This is a genomic window from Agrobacterium tumefaciens, assembly GCF_013337285.1.
Lineage (GTDB): Bacteria > Pseudomonadota > Alphaproteobacteria > Rhizobiales > Rhizobiaceae > Agrobacterium > Agrobacterium burrii.
Genome location: NZ_SUPW01000002.1, coordinates 153994 through 170246, shown reverse-complemented (window position 1 = coordinate 170246; position 16253 = coordinate 153994). Strand labels below are relative to the sequence as shown.

Genomic DNA, 16253 nt, shown 5'->3' with positions numbered 1-16253 from the left:
AGACCCCGGAAGGTCGCCTGTCGCGGGCGATCCGGAGGTTACAGATTCCAGACCTTCGGCACTGGCGCGCCGTTTCGCAAGAGCGAAATGATCGGAAAAAGCAATTTTCTGAGGGAGAAACCGTCTGCCGCAGAGACACGCACGACAAGCTTGCCCTGCCATTCGCTGGCACCGCCGCTTTCACCGGCAATAGCCCGGATTTTAGGCAGAAGCGCCTCGGAGAGAGGCCCGATATAAAGCAGCGTCGCAAAGGCCACCTGCCCGGCCAGAACCGCCGTCTTCGCCGTCATCTCCGCCACCTCACCCGCAAGCAGCAGCTCTTCGGCATGCACCAGCTTGCCGCCATGGCGAATGCGCCAGCGGTCGCGGAACAGGCCATGCGTCATCGCCTCGCCCATGGCTTGACGCCCGAGCAGAACGGCTTCGACGGCGATGAATTCGGAGGAGGCGTCGAGATCGGCTTCCAGCCTGCGGGTCAGCGACGCCTGGTCGAACAGAATGGTTTCCTGCGGCAGCCAGTGCAATCTGGCGCCCGGCCCGGCAGAAACACGGGCGGTGACAGTGGCTGTGCCTGATGATGCCTTGTAGACCTTCTCGCAGGCCTGCGTTGTTACCACCAGCGAGGTGCCCGCAGCGGCCGTGGCCCGCCATTCTATTTCGTCTCCGCCGGTCAAGCCGCCGGAGGAATTGATGAGAATGGCTTCCATCTCATTCGAAAACGTATCCGGCAGGCGGATTTTGGCGCAGCCTTCCTGAAACAGCTGGTCCAGCCGGCTGCGCCCTTCGACGGCTTTGGTTACAATGCGTCCTCTGCCACGGGCGCGCTGCTGCCGGACAGGTTCAGCGTCTTCACAACCGGAAGGGCCGATGGCTTGCTGTTGCTGCTGCACGCGGTCTCCGATGTACTTGCGGAAGCGGACGAGGCCTTGGCGCCACAATCCTTCTTGACGACGGCGTCCACCACCAGCTGCCCTTCCGTGTTGCGGAAGAAATCCCACATTCTCTCGGCCGCATCAACCGTGCGCATCACTTCGCCTGTGGGCATCTTGCGCTCCACGGCCGGTTCGGCTTTCGGCGTCTGCTCGCCACCGGGCTTGCGGGTGACAACGGCAGCCGCTGCCAGCACTTCCGCCTTCATGGTGGCGCGCGGCCAGGCATGGTCCCAGTTTTCGATGACATAGGACTGAATGCGCGCACCGCCCTTGCAGACGTCGTAGGAATTAACGGTAAAGCTCTCGCCCGGCTTGCTTTTTGCGCCGCCCTTGCAACCGTCCATTTCGGCCCAACGCTTCAGCGCCGTTTCGCCGCCATATTGCCAATAGGACTTGCCGCCGCCCTGATAGGGATTGGCAGGATCCTTCAGGCCCGCAAAGGCGATGATCGACATCGGCCGCGCCGGCTGGCAGCTTGCCGCATCCGGTCCCCATTTGCCTTCGGTCTCCAGCGGATAACCGGCACGCAGCGATGCGACAAAGCCGGCAGCGTTGAAATCCTTGGCTCCGGTGCAGATGAATTGCGACAGCATGCGCCCGCCGCCGGAATAACCTGAACCGTAAAAGCGCTCTTCATCCACGCAGAATTTGCCCTTGACCATGTCAACCGCATTGCGAATGAAGCTCACTTCATCCAGCCCGCCCGGACGCGTGGTAACACCCGGAACATTCCAGGCGTGAGTGCCGGGCATTTCGCCATTAAGGCTGCCCGCCAGCGCCACGACCATCAGACCGTCGCGCTCGGCAAGCTTGTCCCAGCCGCTGCGGTTCAGCTGGCCGTGCGGATTGCTGTTGGAGCCGTGGAAATCGAATACCACCGGCAACGGCTTTTTTCCGTCATAGGCCGATGGAACGAAATAGACGCCGTCGCGTTTCTGCCCGTTAGAGAGAATGGAAAAATCATGCCGACCTGGCTCCATGCCGGGTCCGGGAAGCTGACCGCAGGTCGAGGCCGACGCTGCGGCGCCAGCGCTCGCACATATCGCAAAGCCCAGCACCAGGGTGCGGGCGGAGCGGAACAGCCGGGCGGCCCGGCCAAGGGCAAAGTCTTGATGCATTGACACGCCTTTATTGGCACTATGTCTCCGACGATACGTCGGAGGTGCATGGAATGTAAGGGATCAACTGTCGCGGCGTGCGAATAGACTTTTCCTGTGTCTCGCATGCAGCATTTGCGCTGCCAATATCACAGGCTTTTATTCAACGAAATACTAAAATTGCGCATAAAAGCCATGCTCAGGCGCATAGGCTTTCAAAATATTAATCGGCCGTTCGCACGCCGTGATCGGCGCGCGGCATTTTTAGTCTCGATTTATACTGTCAAATGACGCCGCGCTTCCGGTGTATCCAGCGTTTCGGCCAGCCCCTCATGCACGATTTCACCGCGATCCATGATGTAGACGTAATCTGCAAGTTCACGGCAGAAATCCAGATATTGCTCGACCAGCAGGATCGCCATGCCGGTGGAATCCCGCAGATATTTGATCGCCCGGCCGATATCCTTGATGATCGACGGCTGGATGCCCTCGGTCGGCTCATCGAGCACGAGGATTTTCGGTCGCGTCACCAGCGCCCGGCCAATGGCAAGCTGCTGCTGCTGGCCGCCGGAGAGATCACCGCCGCGCCTCCCCAGCATGGTTTGCAGCACCGGAAACAGGCTGAAAATATCATCGGGAATGAACCGTTCCTTGCGCGGCAGCGGCGCATAACCGCTTTCGAGGTTCTCCTGAACGCTGAGCAGCGGAAAGATCTCCCGCCCCTGCGGCACATAACCGACACCGCGCTTGGCCCGGTGGTACGGCGCCAGCCCATCCAGCGGCGCGCCGCCGAAACTGATCGAGCCGGCACTGATGGCGTGCTGGCCGGTCACGGCGCGCAACAGCGAGCTTTTGCCGACGCCGTTGCGGCCGAGAACGCAGGTGATCTTGCCCATCTCCGCATTGAGCGACACGCCGCGGAGCGCTTGCGCTGCGCCGTAGTGGAGGTTGATGTTTTCGACTGTCAGCATGTCATCCACCTGTTCTAGTTCAGTAATGTTCGTCGCAACGCCTGCAGGGCAAGGTCCTGCCCAGAGGTCTTGTCACCCCCCACTCGGCTGACCTCTTCGGCTATATCGATCAGTTGGCGTCTTTCATCGAAATCGAGCGCATTTGCCCATAAATCGCGAAACCTGCGGATAGGGTCTTCGGGATTGACGACATTTCTGGACGCCCATTCTCCAAAGACGATCACTTCCTCCATATCCGCGGGCGGGATGATACCTTTCATCCTGTCGCGAACGACATTTTTGGCCATCTCGAGATACATCGGCTTTTCGTTCGCAAGGCACATGAAGAATGCCACCGCAGCAATGGCGGGATCGCGGATGGAGGCTATCGGAGCAACTTCGGCCTTCTTGCGAAACGATCTGCGCTTATAGGCGCCGCGCATTTTCTCGACGGTATCGATGATTTCGCTACCTGCCTCACGCACCATCTTCAACCGCCAATACCAGACTGCTGCAGCACCGATTGCCATAACCAGAATTCCAATCAACGCCATTAGATCAACTCCAGATTTTAAATTTTTCAACTTAAATCCGGTTATTATTACAGGCACAAGTAGAGGCCAGCTCTTTCTATCGCCCCAGATAATTCTCGATCACCTTCGGATCGCTGGACACGAAATCGATAGACCCTTCAGCCAGCACCGAACCTTCGGCAAGACACGTCACCTTCACGCCCAACTCGCGGATGAAGCCCATGTCGTGTTCCACCACCACCACCGAACGGGTCTTGGCGATTTCCTTCAAGAGCACGGCGGTTTCGGCCGTTTCCGCATCCGTCATGCCCGCCACCGGCTCGTCCACCAAGAGCAGCTTCGGCTCCTGCGCCAGCAGCATGCCGATCTCGAGCCATTGTTTCTGGCCGTGCGAAAGGTTGGCGGCGAGGTCGCTGCGGCGGTGGGCAAGGCGCACGGTGGCGAGGATTTCCTCGATGCGGGCCTTGTCTTCCTGCGTCAGCCGGTAGAACAGCGTGGCGAACACCCCGCGCTTGCGGTTCAGCGCCAGTTCCAGATTGTCCCAGACGGTGTGGCTTTCAAACACCGTCGGTTTCTGGAATTTCCGGCCGATACCGAGCTGGGCGATGTCGACCTCGTCCTTTTTAGTGAGGTCGATACTGTCTTCGAACAGCACGGTGCCGCTGTCAGGCCGCGTCTTGCCGGTGATAATATCCATCATCGTCGTTTTGCCCGCGCCATTCGGCCCGATGATGGCGCGAAGCTCGCCCGGCTCCACCACGAAGGAAAGGGAATTCAATGCCCTGAACCCATCGAAGGAAACGGAGACGCCATCGAGATAAAGCAGGCTTTTGGTTCTGTTTTCGGAAACCGTGTTCATGGGCTTACTCCGCCGCCTGTTGCGCAACCGCGCTGTCATTGCCCGGCTGTTCACCAGCGCTTGCCGCCCGCGCCGCCCGCTTTTCGCGTCGTCCGGCCAGATAATGCTGCACCGTGCCGACGATGCCCTTGGGGAAGAACAGCGTCACCGCGATGAACAGTCCACCCAGCGCAAACAGCCAGAATTCTGGAAATGCCCCGGTGAAATAGCTCTTGCCGCCATTGACGAGAATGGCGCCGATGATCGGTCCGATCAGCGTGCCGCGCCCGCCCACAGCCGTCCACACCACGACCTCGATGGAATTGGCGGGCGAAAATTCGCCGGGATTGATGATGCCCACCTGCGGCACGAACAGCGCGCCGGCAATGCCTGCCATCATGGCCGAGACGACGAAGGTGAAGAGCTTGATGTTTTCCACCCGAAAGCCGAGGAACCGCACCCGGCTTTCGGCATCACGCACGCCCACCAGCACCTTGCCGAATTTGGAATTGACGATGCCGGACGCAACCAGCAGCGAAAGCGCCAGCATCACAGCCGTCATGGCAAACAGCACGGCGCGGGTGCCATCCGCCTGCACGGAAAAGCCGAGGATATCCTTGAAATCGGTGAGACCATTATTGCCGCCGAAACCCATATCGTTGCGGAAGAAGGCAAGCAGCAGGGCATAGGTCATGGCCTGGGTGATGATCGAGAGGTAAACGCCGTTGACGCGCGAGCGGAAGGCAAACCAGCCGAACACGAAGGCGAGAAGCCCCGGCACGACAAGCACCATCAGCGCCGCAAACCAGAACATGTCGAAGCCCTGCCAGAACCACGGCAGTTCCTTCCAGTTGAGGAACACCATGAAATCAGGCAGCACCGGATGGCCATAGACCCCGCGCGTGCCGATCTGCCGCATCAGATACATGCCCATGGCATAACCGCCGAGCGCGAAGAAGGCGGCATGGCCGAGCGAGAGAATGCCGCAATAACCCCAGACCAGATCGAGCGCCAGCGCAAGCAGCGCATAGGCCAGATATTTGCCCAGCATCGACATGATGTAGGTCGGGATGTGCAAGGCGCTGTCTTGAGGCAACAGCAGGTTGGAGGCGGGCACCAGCACGGCAATGGCGAGAATTATGCCGATGGCGATGGAAATGCGGCGATCGAGCGCGCGCAGGAGGAAGCCGGTAATCATGCTTCGATCGCCCTTCCCTTGAGTGCGAAGAGACCGCGCGGCCGCTTCTGGATGAACAGGATGATGAGAACGAGCACGAGGATTTTGCCGAGCACGGCGCCCACCGTCGGCTCAAGAAACTTGTTGAGCACACCGAGCGACAGCGCCCCGACCAGCGTTCCCCAGAGATTGCCCACCCCGCCGAACACCACGACCATGAAACTGTCGATGATGTAGCTCTGGCCAAGATTGGGCGAGACATTGTCGATCTGCGACAGGGCCACCCCGGCAAGACCGGCGACACCGGAGCCGAGCGCGAAGGTGAAGGCATCCACCCACGGCGTGCGGATGCCCATGGAAGAAGCCATGCGGCGGTTCTGGGTCACGGCGCGCATCTGCAGGCCGAAGGCGGAGCGTTTCAGCAGCACCAGCAGCGCGAAGAACACCGATAGCGAGAAGCAGACGATCCACACCCGGTTCCAGGTGAAATTGAGATAACCGAGGCTGAAGGAGCCGGACATCCAGCCGGGGCTGCCGACTTCGCGGTTGGTGGGGCCGAAGATGGAGCGCACGCCCTGTTGCAGGATGAGCGAGATGCCCCAGGTGGCCAGAAGCGTTTCCAGCGGCCGGCCGTAGAGATAGCGGATGACGCCACGCTCCATCACGAGACCGACAAACGCCGTCACCAGAAAGGCGACAGGCAAGGCGATGGCCAGCGACCAGTCGAACAGGCCGGGGAAATGCGTGCGGATAACCTCCTGCACCATGAAGGTGGAATAGGCCCCGATCATCACCATCTCGCCATGCGCCATATTGATGATGCCCATGACGCCGAAAGTGATGGCAAGGCCGATGGCGGCAAGCAGCAGCACGGAACCGAGCGACAGGCCATACCAGATATTCTGCACGTAATCCCAGAAGGCGAGCGCGCTTTCAATGCTGGAAATCGCTTCATCGACATCAGGCTTCAGGCTCGGATCGACCGATGGCGTCGCCGCCATCAGAATGCTGATCGCATCGCGCCCGCCAAGTTTCTTGATGGTGGCGATAGCTTCTTTCTTTACCTCGAGGGGGCGGTCGGAGGAGAGCAGCGAGACAGCCCGCGCCTCCTCCATCCGGGTCCGCACCTCATTATCGGTTTCCTTTGATAGGGCCGCTTCCAGCAATTCGAGATTTTCAGCGCTGGGGGCCTTCAGGACGGCGTCTGCTGCCGAAAGCCGCACGGATTTTTCCGGGCTGAGCAGGGTCAGGCCGCCAAGGGCAGCGCGGATGGCGCGGCGCAGGGTATTGTTGATCTTGATCTTGGATACCGCAGCCTTCGGCGCTTCACCGGCGCTTTCGCCGGTCAGCGGATCGACCAGCGTGAAGTTGGATCCGGCGGGCTTCGTCATGAAAACGAGATTGTCGGATTTGCGCACGTAGAGATCGCCCGCAGCGAAAGCCTCCAGCGCCGGAACCACGCGCGCGTCGCCGGTGGCGGCGATCTGGCCGATCAAGGTTTCGGCCTGCTTGAAGTCGGCCGTGCCGAGCGCATCGATCAGCGCCTTCGGATCGCTTTGCGCGAAGGAGTGGGATGCGATCCCCATGGTGAGCCAGAGGAAGATGGCTCCGAGAAAAGATCGGATCGTCATGTGGGTTCCCTTGGAGCGGTTCCGGTGAAAGCGATGTCTGTGGTTGGCGCGGCTTGAGTATGCGGCTTACCCCCCTCTGCCCTGCCGGGCATCTCCCCCTCAAGGGGGGAGATCGACCTGCGGCGAGGTCTCGGCCATCTCAACGTTTGAGAATGAAGTGGCGAGACAGCGTCTTGCTGATCTCCCCCCTTGAGGGGGAGATGTCCGGCAGGACAGAGGGGGGTAATTCTTGCTCAGTTTCCAAATAGGCCCGCCCCCACCAAAGGGCGCGGCACACAACCCAACTAATCAGCTACCCTTGCCACCGCACTTACCCGTGGCCACATTGAAGTTCCCGCAAGACATCGGCTTCCTCCAATCCGAAATCAGATCCTTGGAGTCCGGCAGATAATCCGACCACTCATCACCCACCACCTGCGGCGTCTGCTGCACGATCTCGAATTGCCCATCGGCCTGGATTTCGCCGATCAGCACCGGCTTGGTGATGTGGTGGTTCGGCATGACGGTGGAGTAACCGCCCGAGAGGTTCGGCACGGAAACGCCGAGGATCGAGTCCAGCACCTTGTCCGTATCGGTGGTGCCGGCGGATTCGACGGCCTTTACCCAGGCGTTGAAGCCGATATAGGCGGCTTCCATCGGGTCGTTGGTCACGCGCTTGTCGTTCTTGGTAAACGCATGCCAGGTCTTGATGAACTCGGCATTAACAGGAGAATCAACGGACTGGAAGTAGTTCCATGCGGCAAGGTGGCCGACCAGCGGCGCGGTATCGAGACCGGCAAGCTCTTCTTCGCCAACCGAGAAAGCGACGACCGGAATGTCTTCCGCCTTGATGCCCTGATTGGCCAGTTCCTTGTAGAACGGCACGTTGGCGTCACCATTGATGGTGGAAACTACGGCGGTCTTCTTGCCGGCCGAGCCGAATTTCTTGATGTCGGACACGATCGTCTGCCAGTCGGAATGGCCGAACGGCGTGTAGTTGATCATGATGTCCTCTTCCTTGACGCCCTTCGACATCAGGTAGGCCTTCAGGATCTTGTTTGTGGTCTGTGGGTAGACATAATCAGTACCGGCCAGAACCCAGCGCTCCACACCTTCGGTGCTGGCGAGATAATCGACGGCCGGAATGGCCTGCTGGTTGGGAGCGGCACCCGTATAGAAGATGTTGCGGGAGGATTCTTCACCCTCATATTGCACGGGGTAGAAAAGCAGCGAATTCAGTTCTTCGAACACCGGCAGCACGGATTTGCGCGACGACGACGTCCAGCAGCCGAAAACGGCGGCGACCTTGTCCTGCGAAATCAGCTGGCGGGCCTTTTCGGCAAACAGCGGCCAGTCGGAAGCCGGATCGACCACCACGGCTTCGAGCTTCTTGCCGAGAACGCCGCCCTTCTTGTTCTGCTCGTCGATGAGCATCAGCATGGCGTCTTTCAGAGTCGTTTCTGAAATCGCCATGGTGCCGGAAAGAGAATGCAGCACGCCGACCTTGATCGTATCGTCAGCGGCGAAAGCGCCGTGGAAGGCGGTGGTGGACATGATCGCGCCGAGCAGCGCGGCGCTAAGCGTCTTGCGGAATATCATCGGAAGAACCCCTCTCCTTGTTTAGCCCCTGTCGGGGCCTCAGCGGCATCGTTGACCGCTGCTGGAGGGGACTATCGGCCTGAGGGGTGCGAAACCGTATACGTCAATTGACGTAGGCGGGGTGGCGAAAGCGGTAGGCGATTTGGGGAAGGCAGATTTCAAGCAGAGGTTTCCCATGTGAAATGGGAGGTTTCCGCCTGTTTCTTCTCCCCGCCGGGGAGAAGGTCGCGGCAGCGGGATGAGGGGGCACGGGTGCGGTCAATCGCGGGCGTTGCCCCTCATCCGACCCTTCGGGCCACCTCTCCCCGGCGGGGAGAAGAAATGCGCGGCGACGTCTCAGATCAGGAATGCGGCTTGCCGTCCCGCTCTTCATCCCGGATCGCATCATCATGATACCAGGAGCCAAAATCCACATGCGGCTCCCGTGCCTGACGCTCAAGCTCGCTAAGCCCGCTATTGTGGAACTTGGAAAGGCCCGCGCGCCCGCCGACCGGGAATTGATAGATCGTTGCCGTCTCGCGATGAAAGCCAGTTGCCATTTCGATCATCTCACTTTGGTTGCATCGAAGCACTTTGTTCAGGAAGCAAACCCACAAAGACCGGATTCGCTCCGTTTGATTAAAAAAAAATCACGTTGCGAAAAATATAGGCATTAAACAGCCAATCAGCAAGAAAAACCATTCCGAAAGCGCCGGTTTTTGGGGCAAATGCCGATCCATCGCGCGCAATCGAAATCACTGCACCGCAGCAGGGCATTTGAGGGCAACGAGCCGGCTATCTATAAGGATTCAATGATGAAACTTGAGGGACGAATTTGCCTGCTGCGGCGCAACAAGCGGAGACGGGAGCGGTAATGCGATGGGCTTGAGAAAGAGCCGCTGAAAGATTTTTCGAATAAATCGTCGGATATCGCCAATCTGGCACGCGGCATGCATCTAAGGGGTCAGCCCTTGAACGCGAATGTGCTTCCGGTGGCAAACGCCACGGCAAGCCTCAAGGCTTCGCATTGTTACCTATGAGAGGTTCGTAATGACTAAGTTCAAACTCGAGTACATCTGGCTGGACGGATACAAGCCGGTCGCAAACCTGCGCGGCAAGACACAGGTCAAGGAATTCGACGAATTCCCCACGCTCGAGCAGCTGCCGCTTTGGGGTTTTGATGGTTCGTCCACCCAGCAGGCTGAAGGCCATTCGTCGGATTGCGTGCTGAAGCCCGTCGCGATCTACCCCGACCCGGCCCGCACCAACGGCGCGCTCGTCATGTGCGAAGTCATGATGCCCGATGGCGTTACCCCGCATGCCTCGAACAGCCGCGCCACCATCGTCGAGGACGAGGATGCATGGTTCGGTTTCGAACAGGAATATTTCTTCTATAAGGACGGCCGCCCGCTCGGCTTCCCGGAACAGGGCTACCCGGCTCCGCAGGGTCCGTATTACACGGGCGTCGGCTTCAAGAACGTCGGTTCGGTTGCCCGCGAAATCGTTGAAGAGCACCTCGATCTCTGCCTCGAAGCCGGCATCAACCACGAAGGCATCAATGCCGAAGTGGCCAAGGGCCAGTGGGAATTCCAGGTATTCGGCAAGGGCTCCAAGCGCGCCGCCGACCAGATCTGGATCGCCCGTTACCTGCTGCTGCGTCTTTGCGAACAGTACGGCATCGACGTCGAATTCCATTGCAAGCCGCTCGGCGATACCGACTGGAACGGTTCCGGCATGCATTGCAACTTCTCCACCAAGTTCATGCGCGAAGTTGGCGGCAAGGAATATTTCGAAGCCCTCATGGCCGCTTTTGCCAAGAACTGGCAGGAACACATCGACGTTTACGGCCCGGACAACCATCTGCGCCTGACCGGCAAGCACGAAACCGCGCCGTGGAACAAGTTCTCCTACGGCGTTGCAGACCGTGGTGCCTCGATCCGCGTTCCGCATTCCTTCGTCAACAACGGCTACCGTGGTTACCTCGAAGACCGTCGTCCGAACTCGCAGGGCTGCCCTTACCAGATCGCTTCCGTCGTTCTGCAGACGATTGCAGAAGTGCCGCTCGCAAAGTCGGCTGCTGCCTGATAATCCAAGACATGGCGTCGCCCAACCGGGCGACGCCATTTTTGTGTCCAGCGAACGGACAGGCCGGACAGGCGACCTTTCGCCCCCTGCCCCGCGCGGCATATTCTTCCTTCGCAAACTCCAAGAAGTTGCAGCACGTCAAGCAAGAAGGTGAGCGATGGGCATTCTCCAGAAATTCTCTCTCGAAAACCGCATCGCCGTCATTACCGGCAGCGGCCGTGGTCTCGGTTTCGAAATCGCCAGCGCCTTTGCTGAGGCAGGTGCGCATGTGTGGATGACCGGCCGCAACCCCGAGACGCTGCAACAGGCGGTCGACACGCTTCGCCAGGCCGGCGGAAAGGCCGACTACGCCGCTTTCGACATCGCCGATACCAAAGCCGGCAGCGCGCTCGTCCGCCGTATCATGGACGAATTCGGCCATCTCGATATTCTCGTCAACAATGTCGGCGCGCGCGACCGCCGCCCGCTTGCTGAATTTAATGACGAGGATGTGCTGGAGTTGATCCGCACCGACCTCACCTCCTCCATCTCGCTGTCGCGCGATGCTGCGGAGGCCATGAATACCAACGGTTATGGCCGCATCATCACCATCACCTCCATTCTCGGCCATATCGTCCGGCCGGGGGATGCGATCTACCCCGTCGCCAAACAGGGGCTGACCGGGCTGATGCGGGCGATTGCCGTGGAATATGGCGCGCGCGGCATCACCAGCAACGCCATTGCGCCCGGCATGTTTGCAACAGAAACCAATGCCGCCCTTGCCGAAAACCCTGACATGGTTGCCTTCGCCAAGCTGCGCGTGCCGCTGGAGCGCTGGGGCAGGCCGGATGAAATCGCCGGTGCGGCTTTGTTTTTGGCCAGCGATGCGGCCTCGTTCGTCAACGGCCATGTGCTGACGGTGGATGGCGGCATGTCGGTGCGGCTGTGAGAAGCCCGTTGCGGAAAGGCGCTCGATAGGCATGGCCGCACGGCAACGCATCATCCCCGTCAGGCGCGAATATAACCGCTGGGTCGCCAACCAGACGCTGGAAGACTATGCGCTGCGCTTCACAGCCAAAAGCGCCCGGCAATTTTCGTCAAACCGCATTTCCCACACCGCCATCGGCGCGATCTCCTTTCTGGCGCTGGAAGCCATTGGCGGCGCGATCACGCTGTCCTACGGCACCACCAACGCCTTCTATGCCATCATCGTCGCGGCGATCGCCATGCTCGCCGTCGGCCTGCCGATCAGTCGCTATGCCATCCGCCACGGTGTCGATATCGATCTTCTGACGCGCGGCGCGAGCTTCGGTTACATCGGCTCCACCATCACCTCGCTGATCTATGCCGCCTTCACCTTCATGCTCTTTGCCATCGAGGCGTCGATCATGTCTGGCGCGCTGGAACTGGCGCTCGGCATTCCGCTCTGGATCGGCTACATCATCTCCGCCGTCATGGTCATTCCGCTCGTCACCCATGGCGTGCGCCTCATCAGCCGCTTCCAGATCATCACCCAGCCGTTCTGGATCGTGCTGAACGTTTTGCCCTTCATCTTCATCGCCTTGATGGACTGGGAAAAATACGATCTCTGGCGGGCCTTTGCCGGCATTCACCATGCCTCCGGCCCGCCGGGCACAGTCGCGGATTTCAATCTGGTGGAGTTCGGCGCGGCGTCCGCCGTCATTCTGGCGCTGATGTCGCAGATCGGCGAACAGGTGGATTTCCTGCGCTTCCTGCCGGCCGAAGGCCAGAGCAGGCTTCGCCACCGCATCGCCGTCTTCCTCGCCGGTGCCGGCTGGGTCGTCGTCGGTGTGCCGAAGCTGTTGGCCGGTTCGTTCCTGGTGGTGCTGACCTTCAGTTCCGGCGTCTCGGTGGACCGCGCCGCCGATCCGGCGCAGATGTACCTGACCGCCTTCGGTTACATGATCCCCAACCAGACCGCCGCCATGCTGCTGATGGTCGCCTTCGTGGTCGTCTCGCAGCTGAAGATCAACGTCATGAATGCCTATGCGGGGTCCCTCGCCTGGTCGAATTTCTTCTCCCGCCTCACCCACAGCCACCCCGGCCGCGTCGTCTGGCTGGTCTTTAATGTGGCGATCGCCCTGCTATTGATGGAACTCGGCATCTACCGGCTGCTCGAGGAAACGCTCGGCATCTTCTCCATCATCGCCATGGCGTGGCTCTGCACCATTTCCGCCGATCTTTTCATCAACAAGCCGCTCGGCCTTGCCCCGCCGGGCATCGAATTCAAGCGCGCCCATCTCTACGATATCAATCCGGTCGGCGTCGGTTCCATGGCGCTTTCGGCCACCATTGCGCTGATGGCGCATTTCGGCACTTTCGGCCCGCTTGCCGCCTCGCTGGCCCCCTATCTGACGCTCATCGTCGCCTTCATCGCCTCCCCCGCCCTCGCCTTCGCCACCAGGGGCAAGTTCTACCTCGCCCGCAAGCCGCGCCAGCAATGGCGCGAAGAAAGCAGCATCACCTGCTCGATCTGCGAACACCCCTTCGAGCCGGAGGACATGGCGTGGTGTCCGGCCTATGCCGCGCCGATCTGTTCGCTCTGCTGTTCGCTGGACAGCCGCTGCCATGACATGTGCAAACCGAAGGCCAAGCTCAACTATCAGGTCGCCACCGTCGCAAAGACTTTCCTGCCACGGCAGCTGGTGGCAAAACTCGCCACCCGGCTGGGGCGTTACGGCATGGCGGCGGCCATTGCCGTCACCGCCATTGGCGGCATATTGGCGCTCATCGCCCATCAGGTCGGCACCGCATCGCCGGCAACGGCTGATGTGGTCAACCGCACCATCCTCATCGTGTTTTTCGTCTTTGCCGTCATTGCCGGCATCGTCTGCTGGTTCCTCGTGCTTGCCCATGACAGCCGGGTGGTGGCGGAAGAGGAATCCTCCCGCCAGAACACGTTGCTCCTCAAAGAAATCGCTGCCCACAAGAAGACCGACGCCGCCCTTCAGGACGCCAAGGAAACGGCTGAGGCCGCCAACCGCGCCAAGAGCCGCTACGTGGTGGGTCTCAGCCATGAACTGCGCACCCCGCTCAACGCCGTCCTGGGTTATGCCCAGATCCTCGAACGTGACGAGACAATTCCCGCTCCCCGGCAATCGGCCATCCGGGTCATCCGCCGCTCCGCCGATCATCTCTCGGGCCTGATCGACGGGCTTCTGGATATCTCCAAGATCGAGGCGGGTCGTCTGCAGGTCTATTCCAACGAGATCAATATCAAGGATTTCCTCGACCAGATCGTTGATATGTTTCGCCCGCAGGCGCAGGCCAAGGGGCTGGAATTCCGCCATGAGCGCACCGCCGCGCTGCCGCAATATGTCCGCACCGATGAAAAAAGGTTGCGCCAGATCCTCGTCAACCTGCTCTCCAACGCCATCAAATTCACCGATGAGGGAGCCGTCACCTTCGATGTCGCCTATCGCAGCCAGGTGGCAAGCTTCACGGTGTCCGATACCGGCCGCGGCATTGCCGAAAAGGACCTCGCCCGCATCTACGAACCCTTCCAGCGCGGAGAGGCAGAAAGCGTGCGACCCATGCCGGGCCTCGGCCTCGGCCTCACCATAACAAGGCTTCTGACCAATACGCTCGGCGGCGAGATTTCCGTCTCCAGCGAAAAGGACGAGGGTTCCACCTTCCGCGTCCGCCTCATGCTATCAGCCGTCCACCGGCCAAGCACGGCACCCGCGCCGGAGAAGACCATCCGCTCCTATTCCGGCCCGCGCCGCACCATCGTCGTGGTCGACGATAATGAGGACCACCGCGAGTTGATGCGGCAGGTGCTTTCGCCGCTTGATTTCGTAGTGCTGACGGCGCAGAGCGGACCGGAATGCCTGACGCTCATCGAAGGCGTGAAGCCCGACCTTTTCCTCATCGATATTTCCATGCCCGGCATGAGCGGATGGCAGCTGGTGACGAAGCTGCGCGAGGCCGGCCAGACCGCCCCGCTCATCATGCTCTCGGCCAATATCGGCGACGGGACAGTTGCGGGTGCCGGCGAAGACAACCACAACGACGCCATCGCCAAGCCGGTCGATATCCGCCACCTTTGCGACAGGCTCGCCGTGCATCTCGGCCTGAAATGGATTTACGAGGCCGACCTGCCCCCGGCACCTGCCCCGCAGCCAATACCGCAGATCATCCATCCCGGCGCAATCCATATCAAGGATTTGCAGCGGCTCGGCGAAATCGGCTACATACGTGGCATCGAGGCGAAACTCGCCGATCTTGCCCGTAACACGGAAAACCTGCCCTTCACGCAGGAACTTGGCGCCTATGTGCAGGCCTTCGATCTCACCGGTTACGCCGATTTTCTCAAGCGATTTTCTGACGACAACAACAGGGGAGACGGCACGGCATGAGCGGTCAGGCGACAGCGGCTCCAAGAGACATCGTCCTGCTGGTGGATGACAGCCCGGAAGCGCTGGGGTTCTTGACCGACGCGCTGGAACAGTCAGGCTTTTCGGCCCTCATCGCCACCTCGGGTCAGGCCGCGCTCAACATCGCCGAACGCATCACCCCCGACATCATCCTGCTCGACGCCGTCATGCCATCCATGGACGGTTTCGAGACCTGCCGCCGCCTGAAAGCCAATGCGGCGGTGGCGCAGGTGCCCGTCATCTTCATGACCGGGCTGACGGAAACCGAACATGTGGTGCGGGCGCTGGAGTCCGGCGGTGTGGATTATCTCACCAAGCCGATCAATATCGACGAGCTGCGCGCCCGCATTCGCGTGCATCTCTCCAATGCCCGCTCGGCCCAGAGCGCCCGCGTCGCCCTCGATGCCGCCGGCCGCCACCTGCTCGCGGTTCGCGCCAATGGCGCCATCCACTGGTCGACCCCGCAGGCAACGCGGCTCGTCAATGCCGCCACCGGCCGCGATGACGGGCTGGAGATCGTCGTCGCCCATATTTCGGGCTGGCTAAAAGACAGGGCGACGGTGGACGCCGCCCGCGACACACCGCTGACGATCACCGAAGCCGGGCGGCCTGCTCTGCAACTCTCCTTCCTCGGCGCGATGGGACCGGACGAATATCTCTTCCGCCTGACTGCCGCCAACGAGAAATCCGACGACCATCTGCTCAAGGACCACTTCGCCCTGACGACGCGGGAATCCGAAGTGCTGCTATGGATCGCCAAGGGCAAATCCAACCGCGACATCGGCGAAATCCTCGGCCTTTCCGCCAGAACCGTGAACAAGCATCTGGAACAGATCTATGTGAAGCTCGGCGTCGAAAACCGCGCCTCTGCTGCGGTCAAGGCGGCGCATGTTCTGCATCAGGGGTGAATTTCGGCGCGTGATGCGTTAGGCTCCTACTGACATCCCCTGAGTAGCCGCTTCCGGGCGAGCGCGCGCCGCTTGTTTCTTCTCCCTGCCGGGGAGAAGTCCGCGGCAGCGGGATGAGGGGGCAAGCTCTCAGTTTATCTCCGGCGTTGCCCCCTCATCCGGCCCTTCG

The 16253-nt window shown here is 60.5% G+C and carries 13 protein-coding genes; 4 read left to right on the top strand and 9 right to left on the bottom strand.

Going from position 1 to position 16253, the window contains the following annotated elements:
• Nucleotides 1-38: 38 nt before the first annotated feature.
• The 9 genes from FCH38_RS06560 to FCH38_RS06520 all read right to left on the bottom strand — a co-directional run bounded on the left by FCH38_RS06560 (nt 39) and on the right by FCH38_RS06520 (nt 9284).
• The gene (locus tag FCH38_RS06560; RefSeq protein ID WP_174373251.1) at nt 39-890 is read right to left on the bottom strand and encodes an urease accessory protein UreD; all 852 of its coding nucleotides are present in this window, start codon (nt 888-890) and stop codon (nt 39-41) included.
• Nucleotides 797-2050 carry an alpha/beta hydrolase family esterase gene (locus tag FCH38_RS06555; protein WP_174373250.1) on the bottom strand — a complete coding sequence of 418 codons (1254 nt, stop codon included), beginning with the start codon at nt 2048-2050 and terminating at the stop codon, nt 797-799. The genes FCH38_RS06560 and FCH38_RS06555 overlap by 94 nt, the downstream gene beginning before the upstream one ends.
• A gap of 254 nt (nt 2051-2304) precedes the next feature.
• Nucleotides 2305-3000 carry an urea ABC transporter ATP-binding subunit UrtE gene (gene urtE, locus FCH38_RS06550; RefSeq protein ID WP_174373249.1) on the bottom strand — a complete coding sequence of 232 codons (696 nt, stop codon included), beginning with the start codon at nt 2998-3000 and terminating at the stop codon, nt 2305-2307.
• A 14-nt stretch (nt 3001-3014) separates the two neighbouring features.
• Nucleotides 3015-3533, bottom strand: coding sequence for a hypothetical protein (locus FCH38_RS06545; RefSeq protein WP_174373248.1), 519 nt, complete (start codon nt 3531-3533; stop codon nt 3015-3017).
• A gap of 76 nt (nt 3534-3609) precedes the next feature.
• Entirely contained in the window at nt 3610-4371 is a 762-nt protein-coding gene (gene urtD / locus FCH38_RS06540) for an urea ABC transporter ATP-binding protein UrtD (RefSeq protein ID WP_174373247.1), read from the bottom strand.
• A 4-nt stretch (nt 4372-4375) separates the two neighbouring features.
• Nucleotides 4376-5548, bottom strand: coding sequence for an urea ABC transporter permease subunit UrtC (urtC, locus tag FCH38_RS06535; protein ID WP_174373246.1), 1173 nt, complete (start codon nt 5546-5548; stop codon nt 4376-4378).
• The gene (gene urtB, locus FCH38_RS06530; protein WP_174373245.1) at nt 5545-7158 is read right to left on the bottom strand and encodes an urea ABC transporter permease subunit UrtB; all 1614 of its coding nucleotides are present in this window, start codon (nt 7156-7158) and stop codon (nt 5545-5547) included. Before urtB ends, urtC begins: the two co-directional genes overlap by 4 nt.
• Nucleotides 7159-7446: 288 nt before the next feature.
• Complete coding sequence (gene urtA, locus FCH38_RS06525) at nt 7447-8736, bottom strand: urea ABC transporter substrate-binding protein (protein ID WP_174373244.1); 1290 nt, start codon at nt 8734-8736, stop codon at nt 7447-7449.
• Nucleotides 8737-9077: 341 nt separating this feature from the next.
• Nucleotides 9078-9284, bottom strand: a complete 207-nt coding sequence (locus tag FCH38_RS06520; RefSeq protein ID WP_174373243.1) for a DUF2735 domain-containing protein — start codon at nt 9282-9284, stop codon at nt 9078-9080.
• Between the two features lie 481 nt (nt 9285-9765).
• On the opposite strand from FCH38_RS06520, the gene FCH38_RS06515 reads away from it, so the two are divergent.
• The 4 genes from FCH38_RS06515 to FCH38_RS06500 all read left to right on the top strand — a co-directional run bounded on the left by FCH38_RS06515 (nt 9766) and on the right by FCH38_RS06500 (nt 16084).
• Entirely contained in the window at nt 9766-10800 is a 1035-nt protein-coding gene (locus FCH38_RS06515) for a glutamine synthetase beta-grasp domain-containing protein (RefSeq protein WP_174373242.1), read from the top strand.
• 157 nt (nt 10801-10957) lie between these two features.
• The gene (locus FCH38_RS06510) at nt 10958-11728 is read left to right on the top strand and encodes an SDR family oxidoreductase (RefSeq protein WP_174373241.1); all 771 of its coding nucleotides are present in this window, start codon (nt 10958-10960) and stop codon (nt 11726-11728) included.
• A 31-nt stretch (nt 11729-11759) separates the two neighbouring features.
• Nucleotides 11760-15158 (top strand): hybrid sensor histidine kinase/response regulator, encoded by a 3399-nt coding sequence (locus tag FCH38_RS06505; protein WP_174373240.1) that lies wholly within the window; start codon nt 11760-11762, stop codon nt 15156-15158.
• Nucleotides 15155-16084, top strand: a complete 930-nt coding sequence (locus FCH38_RS06500) for a response regulator (protein WP_149899896.1) — start codon at nt 15155-15157, stop codon at nt 16082-16084. Before FCH38_RS06505 ends, FCH38_RS06500 begins: the two co-directional genes overlap by 4 nt.
• Nucleotides 16085-16253: the final 169 nt, after the last annotated feature.